Source organism: Chryseobacterium nakagawai (genome assembly GCF_900637665.1).
Taxonomy (GTDB): domain Bacteria; phylum Bacteroidota; class Bacteroidia; order Flavobacteriales; family Weeksellaceae; genus Chryseobacterium; species Chryseobacterium nakagawai.
The window spans coordinates 1,530,125-1,550,704 of sequence record NZ_LR134386.1; the positions used below are offsets into that span (position 1 = coordinate 1,530,125).

Annotated in this window: 19 protein-coding genes; 17 read left to right on the forward strand and 2 right to left on the reverse strand. The window is 36.8% G+C overall.

Annotation, left to right across the window (positions count from 1 at the left end; genetic code table 11):
• Positions 1-20 precede the first annotated feature (20 nt).
• The 6 genes from EL260_RS06970 (at position 21) to EL260_RS25490 (ending at position 7,220) form a co-directional block, all read left to right on the forward strand.
• Positions 21-473 (forward strand): SRPBCC family protein, encoded by a 453-nt coding sequence (locus EL260_RS06970; protein ID WP_123859519.1) that lies wholly within the window; start codon positions 21-23, stop codon positions 471-473.
• Positions 474-826: 353 nt separating this feature from the next.
• Entirely contained in the window at positions 827-1,159 is a 333-nt protein-coding gene (locus EL260_RS06975; protein WP_123859520.1) for a hypothetical protein, read from the forward strand.
• A 107-nt stretch (positions 1,160-1,266) separates the two neighbouring features.
• A complete protein-coding gene (locus EL260_RS06980) occupies positions 1,267-2,307 on the forward strand; it encodes an efflux RND transporter periplasmic adaptor subunit (RefSeq protein WP_228445346.1) in 1,041 nt (346 codons plus the stop codon).
• A 28-nt stretch (positions 2,308-2,335) separates the two neighbouring features.
• Positions 2,336-5,458 carry an efflux RND transporter permease subunit gene (locus tag EL260_RS06985; protein ID WP_123859522.1) on the forward strand — a complete coding sequence of 1,041 codons (3,123 nt, stop codon included), beginning with the start codon at positions 2,336-2,338 and terminating at the stop codon, positions 5,456-5,458.
• Entirely contained in the window at positions 5,439-6,881 is a 1,443-nt protein-coding gene (locus tag EL260_RS06990; protein ID WP_123859523.1) for a TolC family protein, read from the forward strand. Before EL260_RS06985 ends, EL260_RS06990 begins: the two co-directional genes overlap by 20 nt.
• 171 nt (positions 6,882-7,052) lie before the next feature.
• A complete protein-coding gene (locus EL260_RS25490) occupies positions 7,053-7,220 on the forward strand; it encodes a bacteriocin-like protein (protein ID WP_449506070.1) in 168 nt (55 codons plus the stop codon).
• Positions 7,221-7,338: 118 nt separating this feature from the next.
• On the opposite strand, the gene EL260_RS06995 is transcribed toward EL260_RS25490, so the two are convergent.
• Positions 7,339-7,761, reverse strand: coding sequence for a cold shock domain-containing protein (locus tag EL260_RS06995; RefSeq protein ID WP_047420468.1), 423 nt, complete (start codon positions 7,759-7,761; stop codon positions 7,339-7,341).
• 715 nt (positions 7,762-8,476) lie between these two features.
• Here EL260_RS06995 and EL260_RS07000 point away from each other — a divergent pair.
• Positions 8,477-9,232: an SDR family oxidoreductase gene (locus EL260_RS07000; protein WP_123859524.1), complete on the forward strand. Its 756-nt coding sequence runs from the start codon at positions 8,477-8,479 to the stop codon at positions 9,230-9,232.
• Between the two features lie 73 nt (positions 9,233-9,305).
• On the opposite strand, the gene lgt is transcribed toward EL260_RS07000, so the two are convergent.
• Positions 9,306-10,142 carry a prolipoprotein diacylglyceryl transferase gene (gene lgt / locus EL260_RS07005; protein WP_123859525.1) on the reverse strand — a complete coding sequence of 279 codons (837 nt, stop codon included), beginning with the start codon at positions 10,140-10,142 and terminating at the stop codon, positions 9,306-9,308.
• A 199-nt stretch (positions 10,143-10,341) separates the two neighbouring features.
• Between lgt and EL260_RS07010 the strand changes: the two genes are divergently transcribed.
• From EL260_RS07010 to EL260_RS07055, 10 genes are all read left to right on the forward strand, one after another.
• Positions 10,342-11,088: a polysaccharide deacetylase family protein gene (locus EL260_RS07010; RefSeq protein WP_123859526.1), complete on the forward strand. Its 747-nt coding sequence runs from the start codon at positions 10,342-10,344 to the stop codon at positions 11,086-11,088.
• A gap of 138 nt (positions 11,089-11,226) precedes the next feature.
• Positions 11,227-11,922, forward strand: coding sequence for a VIT1/CCC1 transporter family protein (locus EL260_RS07015; protein WP_123859527.1), 696 nt, complete (start codon positions 11,227-11,229; stop codon positions 11,920-11,922).
• 211 nt (positions 11,923-12,133) lie between these two features.
• On the forward strand, positions 12,134-12,541 hold the full coding sequence (gene tssD, locus EL260_RS07020) for a type VI secretion system tube protein TssD (protein WP_123859528.1): 408 nt from the start codon (positions 12,134-12,136) through the stop codon (positions 12,539-12,541).
• 249 nt (positions 12,542-12,790) lie between these two features.
• The gene (locus EL260_RS07025; RefSeq protein ID WP_123859529.1) at positions 12,791-14,650 is read left to right on the forward strand and encodes a type VI secretion system Vgr family protein; all 1,860 of its coding nucleotides are present in this window, start codon (positions 12,791-12,793) and stop codon (positions 14,648-14,650) included.
• A 4-nt stretch (positions 14,651-14,654) separates the two neighbouring features.
• A complete protein-coding gene (locus EL260_RS07030) occupies positions 14,655-14,954 on the forward strand; it encodes a hypothetical protein (RefSeq protein ID WP_123859530.1) in 300 nt (99 codons plus the stop codon).
• 73 nt (positions 14,955-15,027) lie between these two features.
• Positions 15,028-16,110, forward strand: coding sequence for a DUF2931 family protein (locus tag EL260_RS07035; protein WP_123859531.1), 1,083 nt, complete (start codon positions 15,028-15,030; stop codon positions 16,108-16,110).
• A 10-nt stretch (positions 16,111-16,120) separates the two neighbouring features.
• Positions 16,121-17,953 carry a phospholipase effector Tle1 domain-containing protein gene (locus EL260_RS07040; protein ID WP_123859532.1) on the forward strand — a complete coding sequence of 611 codons (1,833 nt, stop codon included), beginning with the start codon at positions 16,121-16,123 and terminating at the stop codon, positions 17,951-17,953.
• A 2-nt stretch (positions 17,954-17,955) separates the two neighbouring features.
• Entirely contained in the window at positions 17,956-18,660 is a 705-nt protein-coding gene (locus tag EL260_RS07045) for a hypothetical protein (RefSeq protein ID WP_123859533.1), read from the forward strand.
• Positions 18,648-20,006 (forward strand): glycoside hydrolase family 19 protein, encoded by a 1,359-nt coding sequence (locus tag EL260_RS07050; protein WP_123859534.1) that lies wholly within the window; start codon positions 18,648-18,650, stop codon positions 20,004-20,006. The genes EL260_RS07045 and EL260_RS07050 overlap by 13 nt, the downstream gene beginning before the upstream one ends.
• Entirely contained in the window at positions 19,987-20,466 is a 480-nt protein-coding gene (locus EL260_RS07055; protein ID WP_123859535.1) for a hypothetical protein, read from the forward strand. The genes EL260_RS07050 and EL260_RS07055 overlap by 20 nt, the downstream gene beginning before the upstream one ends.
• Positions 20,467-20,580: the final 114 nt, after the last annotated feature.

Sequence of the window (20,580 nt, forward strand, 5' to 3'; positions counted from 1 at the left end):
TATAATTAAGACGAAGTAAAATGAAACATAAGCTTTTCCGTGAACAACAATTAAACTGTGATATAGAAACTGCTTGGAAATTTTTTTCCTCAGCCAATAACCTTTCAGAAATTACTCCGAAGGATATGGGATTTACAGTATTGACAGAAATGAAAGATGATGAAATATATGCAGGAATGCTCATTGATTACTATGTTTCCCCATTATTTGGGATTAAGATGAAATGGCAGACCGAAATTACCCATGTGGATTTTCAGAAAAGTTTCATAGACTTCCAAAGAAAGGGACCCTACAAATTATGGAATCATCACCATGAGTTTATCCCCAATGATGAAGGAGTAATGATGAGAGACTCTATAGATTATGAACTTCCTATGGGATTCTTAGGCGAAATTGCCCATTCCTTATTTGTGAAAAAGAAACTGGAATATATCTTTGATTATCGGTTCAGAGTTTTAAGCAGACTGTTTTAAAGAGTTCAGTTATTGTATATAGTTTGTAATTCTGACGCAGGAAGAATCACAATATGATTTCTCGCAGATCCCAGAGGTCCCGCATTTTCATAGATTCATTACTTGCCATATCAGCTCAATCTGCGAGATTAAGAAAATCAATGACGTCTTTGTTATTGTAATGAAAGAAGAATCTTTTTTACGACTTTACGGTTTGCTACCTTCCCCAGAAAACTTCACCCATCATCAAAAAAAATGTGGTTTTATCAGCATTGTTTAAGTTTTTTTAACAGTTAAAAGACAGTAACTCCACCAAAATTTCTTATTTTTGCAGCACTATTGTTTTTACTAAAAAACTAAGTATTCTGATTGACATGGCAGGTCTGAGGTCACTTTTCTATTTTTATATCATATTGGTTTTTACCCTTTTCAATTCGAATTGGGCAGAAAAATCATTACAGAATATTCCTCACCTTCCACATGTAAGCAATATCCATTTGCTGGATGTTTACGAAGAAGCAGATATGAATACGCATGCATTACCTGCAGCGTCTAAAATTGTAAAGCATTCCCTACGTAAAGATGATCCTGCAATTGGAGATTTTTCAGCAGCTTTAAAAGTTGCCCCGAAAATCAGACTTCCTGATATTGCAGTTTCTACTATCTGTGGAGTGAAGTCTTTTCTCCATCTCCTCCAGTTATACTAGTTTAAGTTATTGAATTTCAAATTATTTTAACGAAAATTTTATAACCTAAACATTCAGAAATGTATTTTAAAAATGTAATAATTTGCAGCTTTGCAATATTATTCGCAGTGTCATGCAATAAAGACAAGAAAAAAAATAACCAAAAAGAAAAAGAAGTTCCTATACTGGAAATCAAGGAAAAAGATACCTTGGTAAGCAATCAGTTTGTAACGGATATTCAGGCTAAAAAAAATGTGGAGATGCGTTCCAGAATTGGTGGAATTATTCAGCATATTTATGTTAATGAAGGACAATTTGTTCATCAGGGACAGCCTTTATTCAAAATCAATGATGCTGAATTACAGATGGAACTTTTAAAAGCTAATGCTGCTTTGAAACAAACTCAGGCAGATGTCCGTATTGCGGAAGTGGAGCTGAAACAGATTCAGAGTCTTCATGCTAAAAAGTTTGTGGCTAATAATGAACTCGAGCTGGTAAAGGCTAAGCTTTCATCTGCACAGGCTAAGCATGCTTTTGCTGATGCAGAAAAAAGAACGGTACTTCAGAAGATCAGTTTCACTAGGATTACGGCACCTTTTGATGGAGTAATAGATGTGATTCCTCATAAAGATGGAAGTTTGGTGGAAAATGGAACTTTACTGACAACATTATCCCAGCTTAATGAGGTCTACGCTTACTTTTCAATCCCGGAAAATCTTTATTTTGAGCTTTTGGCCAATGACAAGATTGGAAACCATCAAAAGATTGAATTAACCCTGCCAAACGGTGTAAATTATCAGTTTAACGGAGCCTTAAAGACAGCGGAAGGAGAAATCGACAGAACTACAGGATCTATTCGTTATAAAGTCCTTTTCCCAAACCCTGACCGCTTGATTAAGCACGGTACTTCAGGAAAATTGATTATTTCCGAAAATCAGGATAATGCCATTTTGATTCCGCAGAAATCTACATTCTCCATTCAGGATAAAACCTATGTTTTTGTAGTGGATAAACAGAATAAGGTGAAAATGACAAACATTAAGATCGGAAGCACACTGAGGGATTCTTATATGGTGGAAAGTGGTCTTAAAAAAGGAGATTTAATCATTTATGAAGGTACTCAGTCCTTAAAGGATGGTGATATTATTAAAATCAAAAAGAAGTATTAACCTTTCATAATCTTTAAATCAACTTATTATGGTAGAGATGTTTATAAGACGAAAGGTTCTTTCGTTGGTTATTTCCATATTATTTGTATTGCTGGGAATTATGGCTTTATTAAAGATGCCGATTACCCAGTTTCCGGATATTGTACCACCTTCAGTAACGGTAACAGCAAAATATACAGGGGCTAATGCTGAAGTTTCCGCTAATGCGGTTGCTCTTCCAATGGAACGTGCCATCAACGGAGTTCCGGGGATGACGTATATGTCAACAGTAACGTCCAATGATGGGCTTACCCTGATCCAGGTGTTCTTTGAAGTAGGAACAGATCCTGATGTGGCGGCAGTAAACGTTCAGAACAGGGTAACAACCATCCTTGATGAGCTTCCTGAAGAGGTAATTCGTGCCGGGGTAACTACTGAAAAAGAAGTAAACAGTATGCTGATGTACCTCAACATTACGAGTACAGATCCTAGTCAGGATGAGCAATTCATTTACAACTTTACAGATATTAATGTTCTTCAGGAACTGAAACGTATTGACGGAGTAGGACGTGCAGAGATCATGGGACAGAAAGAATATTCCATGAGGGTATGGCTTGATCCGCAGAAGATGGCAGCCTATAATATTTCTGCTGATGAAGTGATTACTTCATTGCAAAAACAGAATATTTCAGCAGCACCCGGAAAAGTAGGAGAAACTTCAGGAAAAACTTCCAGTCAGCTTCAGTATGTAATCAAATATAAAGGGAAATTCTTTGAGCCTAAGCAATACGAAGAAGTTCCGATCAGATCCGATGTAGACGGAACAATTTTAAAGCTTAAGGATATTGCTAAGGTAGAATTCGGGGCAATGAACTACGGAATGGTTTCCAAAACAGACGGAAGACCTTCTGCATCCATTATGATGAAGCAGCGCCCAGGGTCCAATGCATCAGAAGTAATTGAAAGCGTAAAAGCTAAAATGGAAGAATTAAAAGGCACTTCATTTCCTCCCGGAATGGAATTTAATATGGCCTACGATGTTTCCAGATTCCTTGATGCTTCTATCAGTGCAGTATTAACAACCCTTATCGAAGCCTTTATTCTGGTAGGAATTGTAGTATTTATTTTCCTTCAGGACTGGCGTTCTACATTAATTCCTGTATTGGCGGTTCCGGTAGCATTGATTGGAACCTTTGCCTTTATGAATATGATGGATTTCTCAGTAAACCTGTTGACATTATTCGCTTTGGTATTGGCCATTGGAATTGTGGTGGATAATGCCATTGTCGTCGTGGAAGCCGTCCATGTAAAAATGGAAGAAGGGATGAACGCCATGGATGCTACCATCAGTGCTACCAAGGAAATTGCAGGAGCAGTAGTGGCGATCACCATTGTAATGTCTGCCGTATTTATTCCGGTGGCGTTTCTGGATGGTCCGGTAGGAGTATTTTACCGTCAGTTTTCATTAACACTGGCGATCAGTATTGTTATTTCAGGGGTGAATGCGTTAACGCTTACTCCGGCATTGTGTGCGATTATTTTGAAACCTCACGATCACAATAAAAAGAAAACAATTATTGATAGGGCTTTTCAAAGTTTCAACATAGGCTTTGAAAGATTGACTAATGGCTACGTAGGGATTTTATCAAAATTTGCGACAAGAACTACCGTTACTTTTGGGTTGTTATTCCTGTTTATAGGGTTAACTTTTGTAACGAGTAAATTCCTTCCAACCGGATTTATTCCTATGGAAGACCAGGGAATGGTATATGTAAGTGTAACGACTCCACAGGGAGCCACCGTAGAAAGAACAGAAAAGGTATTGGATGAAGTAACGGTTATTGCCAAGAAAATAAAAGGGGTAGAAAACGTAACAACTTTGGCAGGATATAGCATTGTAACAGAAATTGCCGGTTCATCTTACGGAATGGCAATGATTAACCTTAAAGATTGGAAAGAAAGATCTATTTCAGTCAATGATCTGATTGCTGAACTTTCAGAAAAGACCAAAGGAATTGCTGATGCCCAGATTGAGATCTTTGCTCCACCTACTGTTCCTGGATTTGGAAATACCAGTGGTTTTGAATTGCGTTTGTTGGATAGAACAGGTGGAACCATTGAAAATACTGATAAAATCACCAAAGATTTTGTCAAAAAATTGAATGAAGCTCCTGAGCTGAAAAACAATTTCACCAGTTTTGATGCCACTTTCCCGCAATACATGATCAATGTGGATTATGATATGGCCGCGAAAAAGGGTGTATCTGTAGACAATGCAATGTCAACCTTACAAACCATGTTGGGATCCTACTATGCTACCAATTTTATCCGTTTCAGTCAGATGTATAAAGTGATGGTTCAGGCAAGTCCGGAACACAGAGATACTCCTGAAAGTATCCTGAATTTATATCTGAAGAATGATAAAGGAGAAATGGTTCCCTTTTCAACATTTATCACGATTGAAAAAGTATATGGTCCTGAAGTACTGACAAGGTATAATATGTATATGTCCGCTATGATTAATGGAGAACCTAAAGACGGTTACAGTTCCGGTGACGCTATTGCAGCAGTAGAACGTGTAGCTAAAGAAGTACTTCCAAGAGGTTTCGATATTGAATGGTCGGGGATGACGAGAGAAGAGATCTTATCAGGGAATCAAACTGTATATATATTCCTCATCTGTCTGTTGTTCGTCTATCTTTTGTTAGCAGCCCAATATGAGAGTTTCCTTCTTCCGTTACCTGTATTATTAAGTCTTCCGACAGGAATCTTCGGATCCTATATTGCATTGGTGCTGGCTGGCTTGGATAATAATATTTATGCACAGGTTGCGCTGGTCATGCTGATCGGACTTTTGGCTAAAAATGCCATTCTGATTGTAGAATTTGCGGTAGCCAGAAATAAGCAGGGATATGATATTGTTCCAGCTGCAATTGAAGGAGCAAGACAACGTCTGAGACCTATCCTGATGACTTCCTTTGCCTTTGTGGCTGGGCTTATTCCGTTGTGTATCGCATCTGGAGCTGGAGCAATCGGTAACCGTTCCATTGGTACTGCTGCGGCAGGAGGAATGCTTATCGGAACTATTTTCGGATTGGTTGTGATTCCGGGACTATATATATTCTTTGCGAAACTTGAAAATAAGAAGAAAGATGAAAAGATTAAATCATAGACATATATTGTGCGGAATAGTTGCATTAAGTTTAGTTTCATGTGCTGTTCCAAAGGTTGCTGATATCAAAAAGGCCCAGACACTGCCGGAAATACCTGCTAAAACTATCAATTCGGGTGAGTTTCAGCAGCTTGATCTGAAAGCTTATTTCACGGATGCTCATTTATTAGAGCTTTTTAATAAAGTGGTGCAGGCCAATCCTGATTTTCAGATTGCACAGCAAAGAGTGGAAATCGCCAACAGTTTCCTGCAAAGATCAAAAATGGATCTTTTGCCATCTCTTGAAGTAGGAGCGGAAGCTAGCGGAAACCGCTATGGAAAATATACCATGGAAGGCGTGGGGAATTATGATACCAATCTTTCCCCCAATATTACAGAAGAGCAGAAAATCAACCGTGATTTTACGCCTAATTATTGGTTGGGAGCAAGGAGCAGCTGGGAAATTGATGCCTGGGGTAAACTGAAAAATAAAAAAATTGCTGCTCAGAAGAAATATCTGGCTTCTACGGAAGGATTGCGATTACTTCAGGTAGAGCTTTTTACAGATATTGCGAACCTGTATTATCAGTTGGTAACTTTAGATAACCGTTTGGCCATTTATCAGAAGAATTATAACCTTCAGCAGAGAGCTTTTGAAATTGTCCTGGCACAGCGTGAAGTGGGAAAAGCTACCGAGCTTGCCGTACAACAGTTCAAAGCACAGAATAACAACTGGCTGGCAGAAATCGAACATATCAAAGTGGAGATCGTTACTGTTGAACAGGCAATTACCACTTTGACGGGAAGTTATGGAGGAGAGGTAAAGCGAGGTAAAATGCTTATGCCAACCAATATGGATGTTTTAAACAAAACCATTAATGTAGAAGCGGTCATCCATTCGAGACCGGATGTGGCTGCTAATTATTATGTACTGGAGGCTTCCCAGGCAGATGCAAAGGCGGCAAGAGCTGCATTCTATCCGAAAATTGACCTTGGAGCCGGAATCGGGATGAATTCTTTTTCTGTGGAAACGCTTTTCAAACCAAGCTCATTGGCAGGTCAGCTGTTGGGTGGATTAATGGTTCCTGTTTTTAATAAAGGCCAATTGAAATATGAATTTAAAGTAGCCAGCAAGGAGCAGGAGATTGCCTTTTTAAATTATCAGAAAAGTATTACCACCGCATTTAATGAACTTCAGTCTATTTTGAAACAAACCAGGATTTATGAGAAGGTTTTAAAATTAAAATCTGAAGAGGTTGGTTTTCTTGACAGGGGTGTTGAGGTTTCAAATGATCTGTATCTCACAGGATATGCCAATTATTTTGAACTGATTAATTCTCAGAAAAGTAAATTGACCGCAGAACTGGACCTTTTACAGTTTCAGCATCAGAATACCAGAAATAATGTTCTGCTGTTTAAAGCTTTAGGAGGAAAACTGAATTAGGAATCCTATAGTTTAAAACCATAACTTTTTCGGTTTTGTAAACCGACCATTTTTATTTTACGATGAAGAAAGAGGCTGTCTCCGTGCGAGGCAGCTTCTTTTGATTTTGATAAATAATTCTCTGTTATTGGAATATTATTATATTTATAACTTAATTAAAACTATTTAACTATGAAAAATTTGAAAAAAGTATCAAGAGAGCAACTAAAAGCAGTACAAGGGGGTGGAATTATGGATTATCCGAAATGTGGACCTAAAACACAATTAAGATGTTACAGCATAGAATACTGTGATCCTGAATTTTCAGATGGTTGTCAATGTGTTTGTGTTAGAATCTAATTCCTGCAAAACATTAAAGCAGGCTCAATTTTAATAAAAAAAGAGACGGTCTGTAAGACGGTCTCTTTTTTGTATGGTTTAAAAACATATCTGCAATATAATGCAGTATGTATTGATCTTATTTGACAATCTGGATTTCAACTGCAGAAAATCCTTTTGGAGATTTCTCCTTTTCAAAAGAAACTTTGTTTCCTTTCTTTACCGGTTCTACACAGTTATTATTGTGGAAGAAGATATTTTCTTTAGAATTATCTTCAGTAATGAAACCATATCCTTTTTCACTAAGGAAGGTAACGATCCCTGTTTTTCTTGGATCTTCCTCAATAATAGGAGCAGCCCCTAATTGAATATCATCAAGGTTTACTTCCTGTCTTTGTTCTGGTGGAGTAGAAGTTAATCTTCCGAATTCATCTACATACATGAATACGTCCTCCGCTCCTTTGTTGTTGTTCGTTTTACGTTCTTCGCGTCTTAGCGCCTTTTCTTTTTGCTTTTGAATTTTTTTCTTGAAATTTTCCTTTTTAGAAAAAGAATCTGCCATAAATTATTTTTAGTATTTAGTTTCTATAAATTGTATTGTTCACTCTGGTCTGCCTTAGACCTTAAAGCCCGTCGATGTTTCCTGTTCTAGGGTTTCCCTAATCATACAGAGCTTTAAAATTCCGACAAGTATTGTTCTGGGTAGAAGAATAAAAGTTAAAAATATGGCTGCTCAAAAAGCAAAGACTGAATATATATATTCTAAGTCGTTACAGAAAACAAAGTAGTGACTTTGGTTAATAATATGCAAATATACAACAATAAAATGAATAAAACTGTTTTTAAATGATTGATTATCAGAAATGGATTTTATAGAAACCAGCCCGGATCTCCTTATTTACAGAGGAATAAAGAAGTATTGAGTGATTTTCACAAAAAAATCCTCAGTAAGCTGAGGATTTAAAAAAATATATTAAAAATGAAATGGTGTGTGTTAATACGGGTGGGAAGGTATCAAATGCTGTGCCTAAAACTCACTTTATCAGGAAAAGTTAAGCGTTTGTTTAATGTCTAAAACAGGATGCAAACTCTATCTGTCTGGCAGATAATAGGATATTGAGAAAAAATATGTTTATATAAATTTTAAATATTTTACAGGATTTTTAAGCTCTCAATTGAATCAATCTGAAATTTTGATGAATTCCCGAAAATTTCACCATGTTGAGACCGATGATATTGTCCAACTTTGTTTCATCAACCATTAAAAATTAAAAATAATGTCAACACAAGATGTCAACGGAAAAGTTGTTTTAATAGCCGGAGGAGGTAAAAACCTGGGCGGGTTATTGAGTAGAGATTTTGCAGCAAAAGGAGCGAAACTGGCAATCCATTATAACAGTGAGAGTTCAAGAGCTGAAAGTGAAAAAACACTGGCTGAAGTTCAGGCATTGGGTGCTGAAGCATTTCTGTTTCAGGGGGACCTTACTAAAGTAGATAATATTGCAAAGTTTTTTGACGAAACCATTTCCCGTTTTGGCGGAGTGGATATTGCGATTAACACGGTAGGAATGGTATTGAAAAAACCGTTTTCAGAAACTACGGAAGCAGAGTATGATACTATGTTCAATGTGAATTCAAAATCAGCCTATTTCTTTTTACAGGAAGCTGGTAAAAAAATAAATGACCACGGTAAGATTTGTACCATTGTGACTTCATTACTGGCTGCATATACCGGGCTTTATTCCACATATGCAGGCGCAAAAGCGCCGGTAGAGCATTTTACAAGGGCTGCTTCTAAAGAATTTGGAGCCAGAGGAATTTCTGTAACGGCTGTAGCACCTGGTCCAATGGATACTCCTTTCTTCTATGGTCAGGAAACAGATGATGCCGTAGCTTACCACAAATCAGCATCAGCACTGGGAGGTCTTACCAATATTAAGGACATTGCTCCATTAGTAGAATTTCTGGTCACTGACGGATGGTGGATTACAGGGCAGACAATCTTTGCCAATGGTGGCTACACAACAAGATAAACTGGAACTTATTAAAAAAAGAAACTCACTGAAAGTTGTTTTCAGTGAGTTTTTATGATTTAAGAGAGAAAGACTATAAAGTTTTCATCTTCCCTTTTTCCAGTACACTTTTGATAATAAAGAAAAGTCCCAGAAGCACAAAAGGAATACTTAAAAGCTGCCCCATATTTAAGCTCATTCCATGTTCAAATTCTACCTGGTCTACTTTTATAAACTCAATCAGGATTCTCATAATAAAGATTAAAAGAATACTGATCCCGAAATAAAAACCTTTTCCGATTTTAAAGATATCTTTCTTATAAATAAGATAAACAATAAGAAAAATAATAAGATATGAAATCGCCTCATACAACTGAGCAGGATGTCTGGGAATGTTATCTACCTGATGGAATATAAAAGCCCATGGAACATTGGTAGGAGTCCCGATGATTTCAGAGTTCATAAGATTGGCAAGCCTGATAAAAACACCTGCCAGCGGAAGAACAATAGCGATGGCGTCCAAAACAGTCATTAATGGGATTTTAAACTTTCTGGCATAGATCAGCAGCATAATCATCAACCCAATTCCACCACCGTGACTTGCAAGCCCTGCATAACCGGTAAAGTGGTAAGCTCCATCCGGACCTCTCTGGATTGGTAAGAAGATTTCTAGCGGATGCTGGGAATAATAATCAAAATCATAAAAGAGACAGTGTCCCAATCTGGCACCCACTAATATTCCGATAAGTGCATATGAAAATAAGGCATCGTGTGCCTGTGCGCTTAGATTTTCTTTTTTATAAATGCTTTTTACAATATTAAAGCATAAAACAAGTCCTGAAAGAAACAACAGGCCATAGTATTTAATAGAAACACCTAAAATATTGACGATCTCAGGATTGACATCCCAGTTGATATATAATAAACTCATTGATATTGTTATCGGATTTTACGTTTGCAAAGATAAGAAAATAGGATTTTTCGATAAATAGATGGGTTTTTGGAATCTTTATGTTTGATTTATAGGTTTTTAATGGTAATTTATGTTGCCCGGCGGGAAGATGTAATGCATACAAAATCTATGGTTTTTATTCCATGATCCTTATTATATTTGTAATAAACTGATTTGTATGAATAAACTAGTTGTTTTCCTTGCTGGTTCACTTTTATTATTGAGTAATACTTTACATTCCCAAAAAACGGTACCTCAGTCACTCAATAAATGCTATATCTACCTAACATTCGATGATGGCCCACTGAACGGAAGTGAAAATATCAATGATATTATTCTAAAGGAAAAAATTAAGATCAGTGTTTTTATGGTGGGAGAACATGTGATTAAAGATAAACAGATGGATACTTATGCCAAATATTACGATCAGAATCCCTACATTGATGAATATAATCACAGTTTTACTCATGCCAACGATCATTATGAAGCGTTTTATAATAATGTAGACAAATCAGTACAGGACATCGTGTATAATCAGAATTTATTGAAGCTGCCTTATAAGATTGTCCGTCTTCCCGGAAGAAATATCTGGAGATTAGGCGGAAAGTCAAAAAATGATATCACCAATGGAATACAGACTGCAGATCAACTGGCTGCAATGGGGTATAAAGTAGTAGGCTGGGATGTTGAATGGCAACATCGCCCTGCTGACGGAACACCCATTCAAACTGTCAACGATATGTATACTTCTGTTCAGAAACTCTGTAGTTCTGATAAAACATTTACTAAGAATAATGTGGTGATGCTGATTCATGATGAAATGTTTCAAAAAAGCTGGGAAGAATCAGAATTAAAAGAATTGATTGATCTTCTAAGGGCAAATCCCAATTATAGCTTTGAACAGATGAGGTTTTATCCCCAATAAAAGTCATGTAATTTAAAATCATTCTTGAATAAACATTTTATAACTTTAAACTGAGTTTGGAAAGAAGACGATTTTAAAGTTATATATCTTTCGATTCCAGACTTATATTTAAAATAACACCAACACACAGATTATTGTATGCATCATCAACTGGAAAAGCACTATGTAAATAGAGTGGGCTGGCTTCGGGCAGCTGTTTTAGGAGCTAATGACGGACTGCTATCTACTACAAGTATTGTCATTGGTGTGGCAGCAGCAGAACCTGAGCGGCATATCATTATCTTGGCTGCTTTGGCAGGAATGATTGCAGGAGCAATGTCTATGGCTGCTGGAGAATACGTTTCTGTAAGTTCACAGGAAGATACTGAAAAGGCAGATCTGATCCGGGAGCAAAGGGAACTTGAAGAAATGCCGGAAGTAGAACTACGGGAATTGGCTAAGGTCTATGAAAGAAGGGGGTGTACGAAAGAAACAGCAATGCAGGTTGCTATTGAACTTACAGAGCATAATGCATTGGAAGCGCATGCCCGTGATGAACTTGGAATCAATGAAATTACTCAGGCAAAACCTTTACAGGCAGCAATCGCTTCATTCGGATCTTTTGCAGTAGGAGCATTATTACCATTTACCGTTTCTCTTTTAGCTCCTATCAAGCAGATGGTATATTTTCAATATGGTTTTTCTATTATATTTCTGATGCTTTTAGGAGCAATCTCAGCCAGAGCAGGAGGTTCCAGTATTAAAATAGCAGTGTTGAGAATCTGCTTCTGGGGTACGGTAGCTATGGGAATTACTGCTTTGGTGGGGCATCTTTTCGGGGTGAATATATCCTGATCAATAATGAACTTTTAGATACGTGTTAAAGAAAAATGCCAAGAGTAAGTGTATGATTTTCAGACTATATTTATCCTAACAAGTGTTAGTCGTAGTATTACTACACTTTTTTAAATTTCTTATCAATTTGTATTTTGCTATTGCAATTAGATCTATATTTGGTGATATAAAACAACAAATCACACAATATTAACGATTAAAATTTACAATCATGGCAGAAAGAAATTCAAGAGGAATTTTAAAATTCAACAACGGAGAAGGACAAAAATTATTAAAGCTTAACTACAGCGTATCAAGATCTACAGACGTTTCAGGACGTGTAGCATCAGATCCTTCTAACGCTCTTATCAAAATTACAGTGGAAGCAACAGAAAAATCAGACATTCTTGAAAGCTTGCTGAACGGAAAGTACAAGCCAACTGTAGGAGAAATTACCTTCAATAAATCTCACGAAGAAGGAACATTAACAACATTAAAGTGGCAGAATGGATACGTGATTCAGCACGAAGTAGACTTCGATGCAGTAGACGAAAACAGTATGTATATTACTTTTGTGGTAAGTGCAGAACAGATTGATCTGGGGAACTCTGCTTATCACGGAGCTTGGCCTAGCGCGTAAGAACCTGGTCACTTAAAAAAATCAAGTACATATAAAACAGAATGGTACAATAGATACTGTTCTGTTTTTTTGGCTCTTATGAATAAGTCAGAATCCAGAAAAATACTCTTATCAATTTTCTGTAATTGTTAAAATAAATCGGGTAAAAGTGGATTTTATATTGTAAAAAATTTATAATTTTATAGAAAGGATATTATTTTTTAGATTTTTTTTCTGAAAATAAAAGCCTGTCAAACACCTTGCATTAATATGAATAAAAATACCTCGAATTCCGAAAAGATTTCGGAGAATCATATTCCTGGAATCAACCGTGTGGTGAAGCTGGATATCGTGATTGAAGGCAAAATACTCAAACATTTCAAACACTTCCGCTTACAGCAGAGTGTAAAGAAACACCATAATTTTGAATTGACATTGGCACATGATACCTTAGATGGGGTACAAAACCATGATCTGGAAGAAGCTCAGCAGTTTTTAGGAAAACGTTTGACTGTAGTTTTTAAATATAAAGATGTAGAAGGAAGCCCTGAAAGAACTTTTGTAGGGGTTATTACAAAAGTAGGATTCAGTCAGGAAAATCACAGTCTTGGAAATATTGTCCTGAAAGGATACAGCCCCACCATTCTTTTGGATGCTGCTCCTCATACCCAAAGTTTTGGGGGTGACCAGCCTGTCAATATGGGAATTATTGCTACCGACGTTATAAAACAAGGGATCGAAAACAGTAAATTTGATGTAAAAGTGAATGCTAAAGCATCTGCTCAGATTCTTTACAGTTCCCAATACAACGAGACCCACTACAATTATCTTTGCAGAATGGCAGAAGCTTATGGTGAGCAATTCTTTTATGACGGTGAAATCCTTCATTTCGGAAATATGCCGCCTCAAAATAAAGCTGTAGAACTCATCTATGGAAGCAATGTTTCTGATATTAATGTAGAAATGAAAGCTGTTCATATCAAACCTCGATTTTATGGATATAACAGCAGTTCCAATACGAAACTTATTTCAGGAGAAACTCCCATTAAACATGTAGGAAATCTGGCAAAAACAGCCTATCAGAATAACGATAAAATCTTTAAGACTCCATCATTGCAGGTTGCTCCTATAAAGGCAGCCACCGATATGGACGTGGTGATTTCTCAAACCAGTACTGCCGGAAGCAGGGCGGTTGATGTTTTTACCGTTTCAGGAGGGACTACCATCCCGTTTTTACATCCGGGATGTGTTGCGGACATCAAAATGCGGAAAACCGACAGTAATCAAACCTCTTATTTTACCAAACTGATGGTCACAGAAGTGACTCATGAAGTAGATACACTGGGGCGTTATAAAGGAAGGTTTGAGGCGATCGCTTCAGATACAGGGTATATTCCGACTCCGGATTTTACACTGCCCATTGCAGAACCTCAGATCGCAACAGTTATATCCAATACAGATCCGCTGGGGCAGGGAAGAGTTACCGTAAGATTCGATTGGCAGCTGAATGATACTACCAATTTTATACGAATGATGGCTCCCGATGCCGGAGGAACAGATCAGATCACTCAAAACAGAGGATATGTAGCCATCCCTGAAGTAGGAGATCAGGTAATGGTAGGTTTTGTACACAATCACCCGGACCGTCCTTTTGTCATGGGCGGAATGTTTCATGGTGGTACAGCTATGGGAGGTGGTGTGGATAATCACTTAAAATCCATACAGACAAGAAGTGGAATCCGGGTTTTGATGAATGATGCTGAAGGAAGTGTTACCATCATTGATCCTAGTGGAAATAATTATTTCATGGATGGAAAAGGAAATATCATCGTGACAGCTCCAAAGAATATGACATTCAATGCAGGGGAAAATCTTACCATAAATGTTGGACAGGATATGAAGACCACGGTAGGAAATGATAACGCCATTAATATTACCAATAACCATAAGTTTACTTCAAGGAATTATAAACAGACCATTAATGAAAATAAAACCATTAATGTAACGGGTGATTTGAAAGAAACTACTTCCACAACCACTCATAAAGCAAAGAATGGCGACATTTTGTTACAAAGCTCGGGAGTGGCTAAAATGCTAGGGAAGATAGATGCCAAAGTGAATAAAGGATAAATATATGTTGAAAAAAGGACTTATTGCTCTGTTCTTATCTGTAGTTTTTGTCATCCTCACTGGTATCATTACATTAAGTGTTATGGATCTTACCGGGTATAGTGACGGTGATTGCGGCTGGTTGGCTGTATGGCTTTGCGGTGCTTTTCTACCCGTATTGTTTTTTCTGCCATTTATAATAGCAGCTCAGAAGAAGAAAAAAGGGATAGGTGATTTTACATTATTCGGTATCTATTCAGGGGGTATAGGTTTTATCATCATATCCGTGATCCTGTTAATTATAGTTCCCCGACTATGCTCTTGAAAACAGAAATTGTTGTGTAAAAATTAATTATGTATGGTAGTGGAGTACATAATTACTTTATAAGATTGTAAGAATGAATAAAATATTAAAATATCTCTTAAGCTTTTTATTTTTTACCCAGATGTCGTGTCAGGAAAAAAAAGCTCCTAAAAAAACTGAAACTATGACAAAATATGAATGGACTGAAGGAACTTCTGCTCCTCTGGGATATCCGATGGAAGTATATAAAGGAGGGATAGAATGTGAAGGTGGAGAATGGGTAAGTTTAGGCTTTGGGATGATACCTGGAAATGGTGCCTGGGGCTCCATCAATCATGGGATGGGAAATGGTTTTAAAAGTCTTCCTTCCCGACTGGATTTTGTATGGATATCTTATATGGAAAACCAGTTTTACATGATCGATACTACCATTGATATTGCTAAAATTAAAGAATACTTCAGTAAAGGGTATGAAACAAAAGTGACGAATGGAAGTGGTGAGACTGAACATTTAAATTATGATGAAATTGGCGTTGGAATGGCTCCCGGAGGTGTAGTAGTAGTTTGGATAGCCGGCGTCGGAATTCAGAAGGAAGTAGGACGGTATCAGGCTAAAAAAGTAACAATTCCGGAATCAGAAATTGCCCAGTTGGATAGCCATCAGAACCGTTTCTGGAGGAAAGATTACCTTGATGATGTGTTTAATAATGGTAAGGTTATCCCTGCAGAGGTAAAAGAAAAAAATAAAGGAAAAGCTATTCCATTTGGTTTATGGGATACCTATAGAATCCGATACAGCTGGAAACCTGTTTTCGAGCTGCCGGAAAATGCCAAGCTCAATTCATTAGTTAATGTTAAGGTATCTACAATTAATGGAGAAAAAGAACAATTTGACACGGCAAAAAACATATTGGCAGTAAATGAACAAAGAGCCATCCCGGTAAGGATTATGTTTGACTATATAGGAGCGGATCATAAAATGTATGGTGCTCACTGTGACCTGAATGAAAACTCAGGTTTGGAAGCTTTTAAAGCAGTGTTTGGTGATGATCCTGATTCAACTAAAGCGGACATTATCGTTAAGGTTAATGAGGCTAACAGCTATTTCACAATAAAGCTAAGAGGTGAAAATGGTAAAGAAGCCTTTATAAAGACTGATAAAGTAGAGGTTTTCTAAAAACAAAACTATGGGAAAAACTTTTGTATACAACACAGGCAATCCTAAAACTCCTCTAGATGAGCTGTATCTGGAATTCGGAGTATTCTTTGATGGTACTCTGAATAATTTGAAAAACAGCGAATTAAGGATGGATTACAGGGATGGAAAGAATAAAATGAGCAGTACTGATACAGATGATCAGATCAAGGAAAAAGAAAAGGCAATTAAAGAGACAAGAATCTTACAGGAAGAAGAATATGAAAGACTGAAAAAGAAAAAGATGCTGGATGATAATTCTGAATATCATCAGTATCTTAAATCTAGCCATCAGGGATGGTTGGATAAAAAGGGGGTTGATAATAGTTTTAGTAACGATTATACCAATGTCGCCAGAATGTATAAATGTTGCCAACAGACTACCTATGGAGTGTATGTAGAAGGAATCGGAACACTGGATAATAACAGAGATGTAGATGATGGATTTCAATATGGGTCCGGTAAAACCGGAGTGCGGGGGAAAGTAAGGAAAGGATGTGAAATGACCGCTGACCGCATTAAAAAACTTATTGCTGAGACAAATGGTAAAGTAAAATTAATGAAAATTACCATTGATACTTTTGGGTTTAGTCGTGGAGCTGCTGCTGCAAGAAATTTTGCTTACGAAATCAATGGAAATAAAAGACCCAAAGATGTTGAGATCAAAAAATCGAGAAAGATCATAGGATATACTCAGGTTAATTCTCCTTATGGTCCGGCAGCGATTCCTGAATATGGAGATATCTGGATAGATAAAGATGATATTGAAATAGATCCGAAATATATCAAAGATGGTAAACTTCCAAAATTTGGTTTTCTGGGATATTATCTTTTAAGTAAAAAAGTTTTATCTGAGCAACAACTTGAAGACTTAGATCTTGATGTTCGTTTTATCGGGGTATATGATACGGTATCTTCTTATGAAGAATTTGGTGATATGGGAGGGCTCAGACGTGTAGGATGGGAAGGGATGAAGCATTCTGCTTTAGGACCTAAATACAATTTCGGAGATGATGTAGAGCAGTTACAGCTCAAAAATCCGGGGCCTTACTTTAAGGCTGTTCATTTTACAGCAGCCAATGAGCACCGGGAAAATTTTTCATTAACGAAGTTTCCGGGAAGTATTGAAAAAGAATTTCCCGGAGTACACTGCGATATTGGTGGTGCTTATGAAAACGGAACAGAGAAAGTGGATGAAATAGAAACTTCCAATCACAAACCCGTATGGTTTCTCAATAAACGCAGACAACAACTGATTGATGAATATTGGTTTGATGGTAATCAGATCGAAATCAATAATAGCTTCCTGAATGTCCTTACCTTAGGAGGGGTGTACCGTAAAATAACCGGAACCCGATTTCTAAGGAAAGAATACAGCTATATCCCTTTGCATTTTATGGAAGAACATGGTGAAAATCTGTACGATCACCAGTTAATGACGAAAACAGAGACCACTTTTTCCATAGAAAATGATAAATATTTGCCTCATGCAAAAGATCTTTTACATGGCTATGTATTTGAGAATGATGGTAAATGGGATTTCAAATCTGATGAACAGGTTGAAAAAGAAAAACAAGAGAAAGCATTACAAAGACTGTTACATCCTGAGCCAGTACAGGAACCTGATCCGCAAGAACCTCCTGAAGAAAAGTTGGATGAAAACGGGAATAAAATGAAAACGACAACATTGGAAGAAGTGACGGTTACCGCTTATCATCCGCAAACATTATTACGGATTATACGTAAGCAATACCTTCACTGGTCGGCCAACAGAGACTGGATGGGAATGGATCCCAATAATGATTATCAAAGAATAATATATTAAATATGATACCCAATATATTGCAGAACTTCCATCAGAAAACGTACAGACTGGAAAACATTGTAACCGAACAGAAAAATCCTGCTTACAAAATCACCAAAAGCTATGCCAGGCAGGTTGAGGTCTACTACCTTGGAAAAGTAAAGGAAGAATATCGGTTTCAGCTTTTGGTGGTAGAATTTGATTTTTCTGATGATGAAGATGCAATGGGAAAATTTATTAAAAAAATAAGCTATCTGTTTGATGAAATAGAATGCAGGGTAGATGATGAAGGGAATATTACCGCAATAGATAATTTACTTTTCTTACGGTTAAGATGGGCAAAAATTCAGGCACATTTGTCTGAGACGCATAAAGGCGATGCTGTAGACCGCTATTTCAGCCAGATCAGTGATTTGTTGGAGGATGAGACAAAGCTGATCGTCTTTTTAGGAAGTTATAAAATGTTTGGATTGCTTTTTAATGGCTTATTGAATTCATTTGATACTAAAATGAAAAGAGAATCTTCCGAAGGCTTTACAGAAATCATAAATCCTGTAAAAGACGGGAATATATTGGCTTTGAAAATATCTGCCGAAAACCTGGAAGAATCAAACATTGAACAATTCAGAGGGTTGTTTGTCTGGAAGGAAGATCGATATGAAGAAGGTTTCATAGAAATTAAAAAACAAAATTCTCATTTAAAACATTCATTATTATGGATAGGGTAAAGAATGAAGGAGAGGGAAATACTCCTGAAACTCAGAATCAGGCTCCTGCTCAGGATAATGAGCAACAGAAGGCAGAGAACAGTAAAAAACTGGACGATCAACGTGCAAAAAATGAAGAGAAGGATAAAACTGAAGAAGGTCTATTGTTGGCTATAGATGGAGCAAAAATTAAATTCAATGCGCATTTGGGAACATTCAAAGTGTTGAATAATGTACCGACCACGCAAGACAAACTTACCGGGACTGTAGTAGAAAAACAGATCCCCAATTTTATCTTTGATGATGGCTTTCAGATGATTTCTCTTACAGAGTGGCAGGATTTTGGAACTGCAAAAGTTCAGGAAAACTATGTGCTGTTAAAAAAATCCACTTTACCGGGAACAGGCAAAATGCCAGGTAACATACCGCCTGAGACAGGAAAAATAGAATTTGTAACCTCCGGACAGGTCAATGCTCCGGAAAGTATTGATGGAAAAGGGGCACCTGTACCGGATCCGGAGGAAGATAAAAAATGTTATTGCGAGAAAGAATTTACAGAAGAAGATATTAAAGGGTTTTATAACTCAAAGAAATTATTTACAGCTAAAAACTGTCCATTGCCAGAGGATAAGAAAAGCTATACAGAATTCACAAAGGCACTGAATAAAGCCATGAAAGATAATGATATAAACAGTTGTCTTCGTAAGGCTCATTTTCTGGCACAGGTGGAAGCGGAAACAGGACTGGATACCACCTTAGAATATGCTGATGGCTGGGATTACGACCCTACCACGCATCTTGAAAATTATAATAAATACCTCTTATTCAAAAAAGATAAGATAAAATATAAAGAAAATGGTACGGCCCGAATATTGAGAGGTCATAACAGGTATCTTGAATGCTTAAGCCGTGAGAACGATACAAAAGGAGACGGTCCGAAATATAAGGGAAGAGGATTAATTCAGCTAACATGGAAAGATACTTATAAAGCATATTTTGCAAAGATCAAGAAACCGGACACTCAGGACCCGGATATTGTAGCCAATGATTTGGAACATGTGTGTAATTCGGCTGCATGGTACTGGAGAGAACGCTCATCATGGGGTGATTTGAATAAATTTGCTGATACCGATGATTTTATCTCAGCAGCAGTTGGGGTAAATGGAGGATTGACAGGATTTACACATAGAAAGGAAAACCTAAAAAGGATTTTGAAGAATATGAAAGTAAAGGATAACTGTAAAAATCAGAAAATAGAAAATCTGGGAGTTTATACTTACGATACAAGTGCCATAAAAGACACCAAGTGGGGGAAAAGAGAAAAAAACAAAAAAGAAATACAGGAATATGATGATAAAGAAAATTAATATATTAAGTATAGTATTTTTATCTACCTTTTTCTCAGCTCAGGAGGTTGTAGGGGATTTTAATAATGATAAAATTGATGACACTCTTATGTATAAATGTTATAAGGTTGGAGAAATTAAGGAGATTAACGAGCCGACCTGTAAAGCGACTTTGGTACTGGGTAAATCAAAAAAGAATTATAATTTTAATTTAAATTATGTCTCTTCTCCTGTTATCAGTAATTGTGGCCCCGGATGTATTATATTGTATGATGCCTCTGCTGATACAGAATATACACAAGAATACACCTATTTCCCTAAATATAACAATTGGATATTAACCAAAGATGAGACGCTCTATAAAGATGAAAACGGGAAAATAGAAAATAATCTTCCGAAAAATTTTTTGTTGTCTATTGACAATAAAAAATATCCAATAAAAAAAAATACTAAGGTTTCAAAAAGAAAGGTATCCAAATAATATAAATAGCTTGATGAAAGAACAGTATTATAAATCCTAAATGTTGCATTCCATGTATCATTATGAATTTTAAAATAAAAATAATACAGTTTTTTATTCTGAGTAGCATTAGTA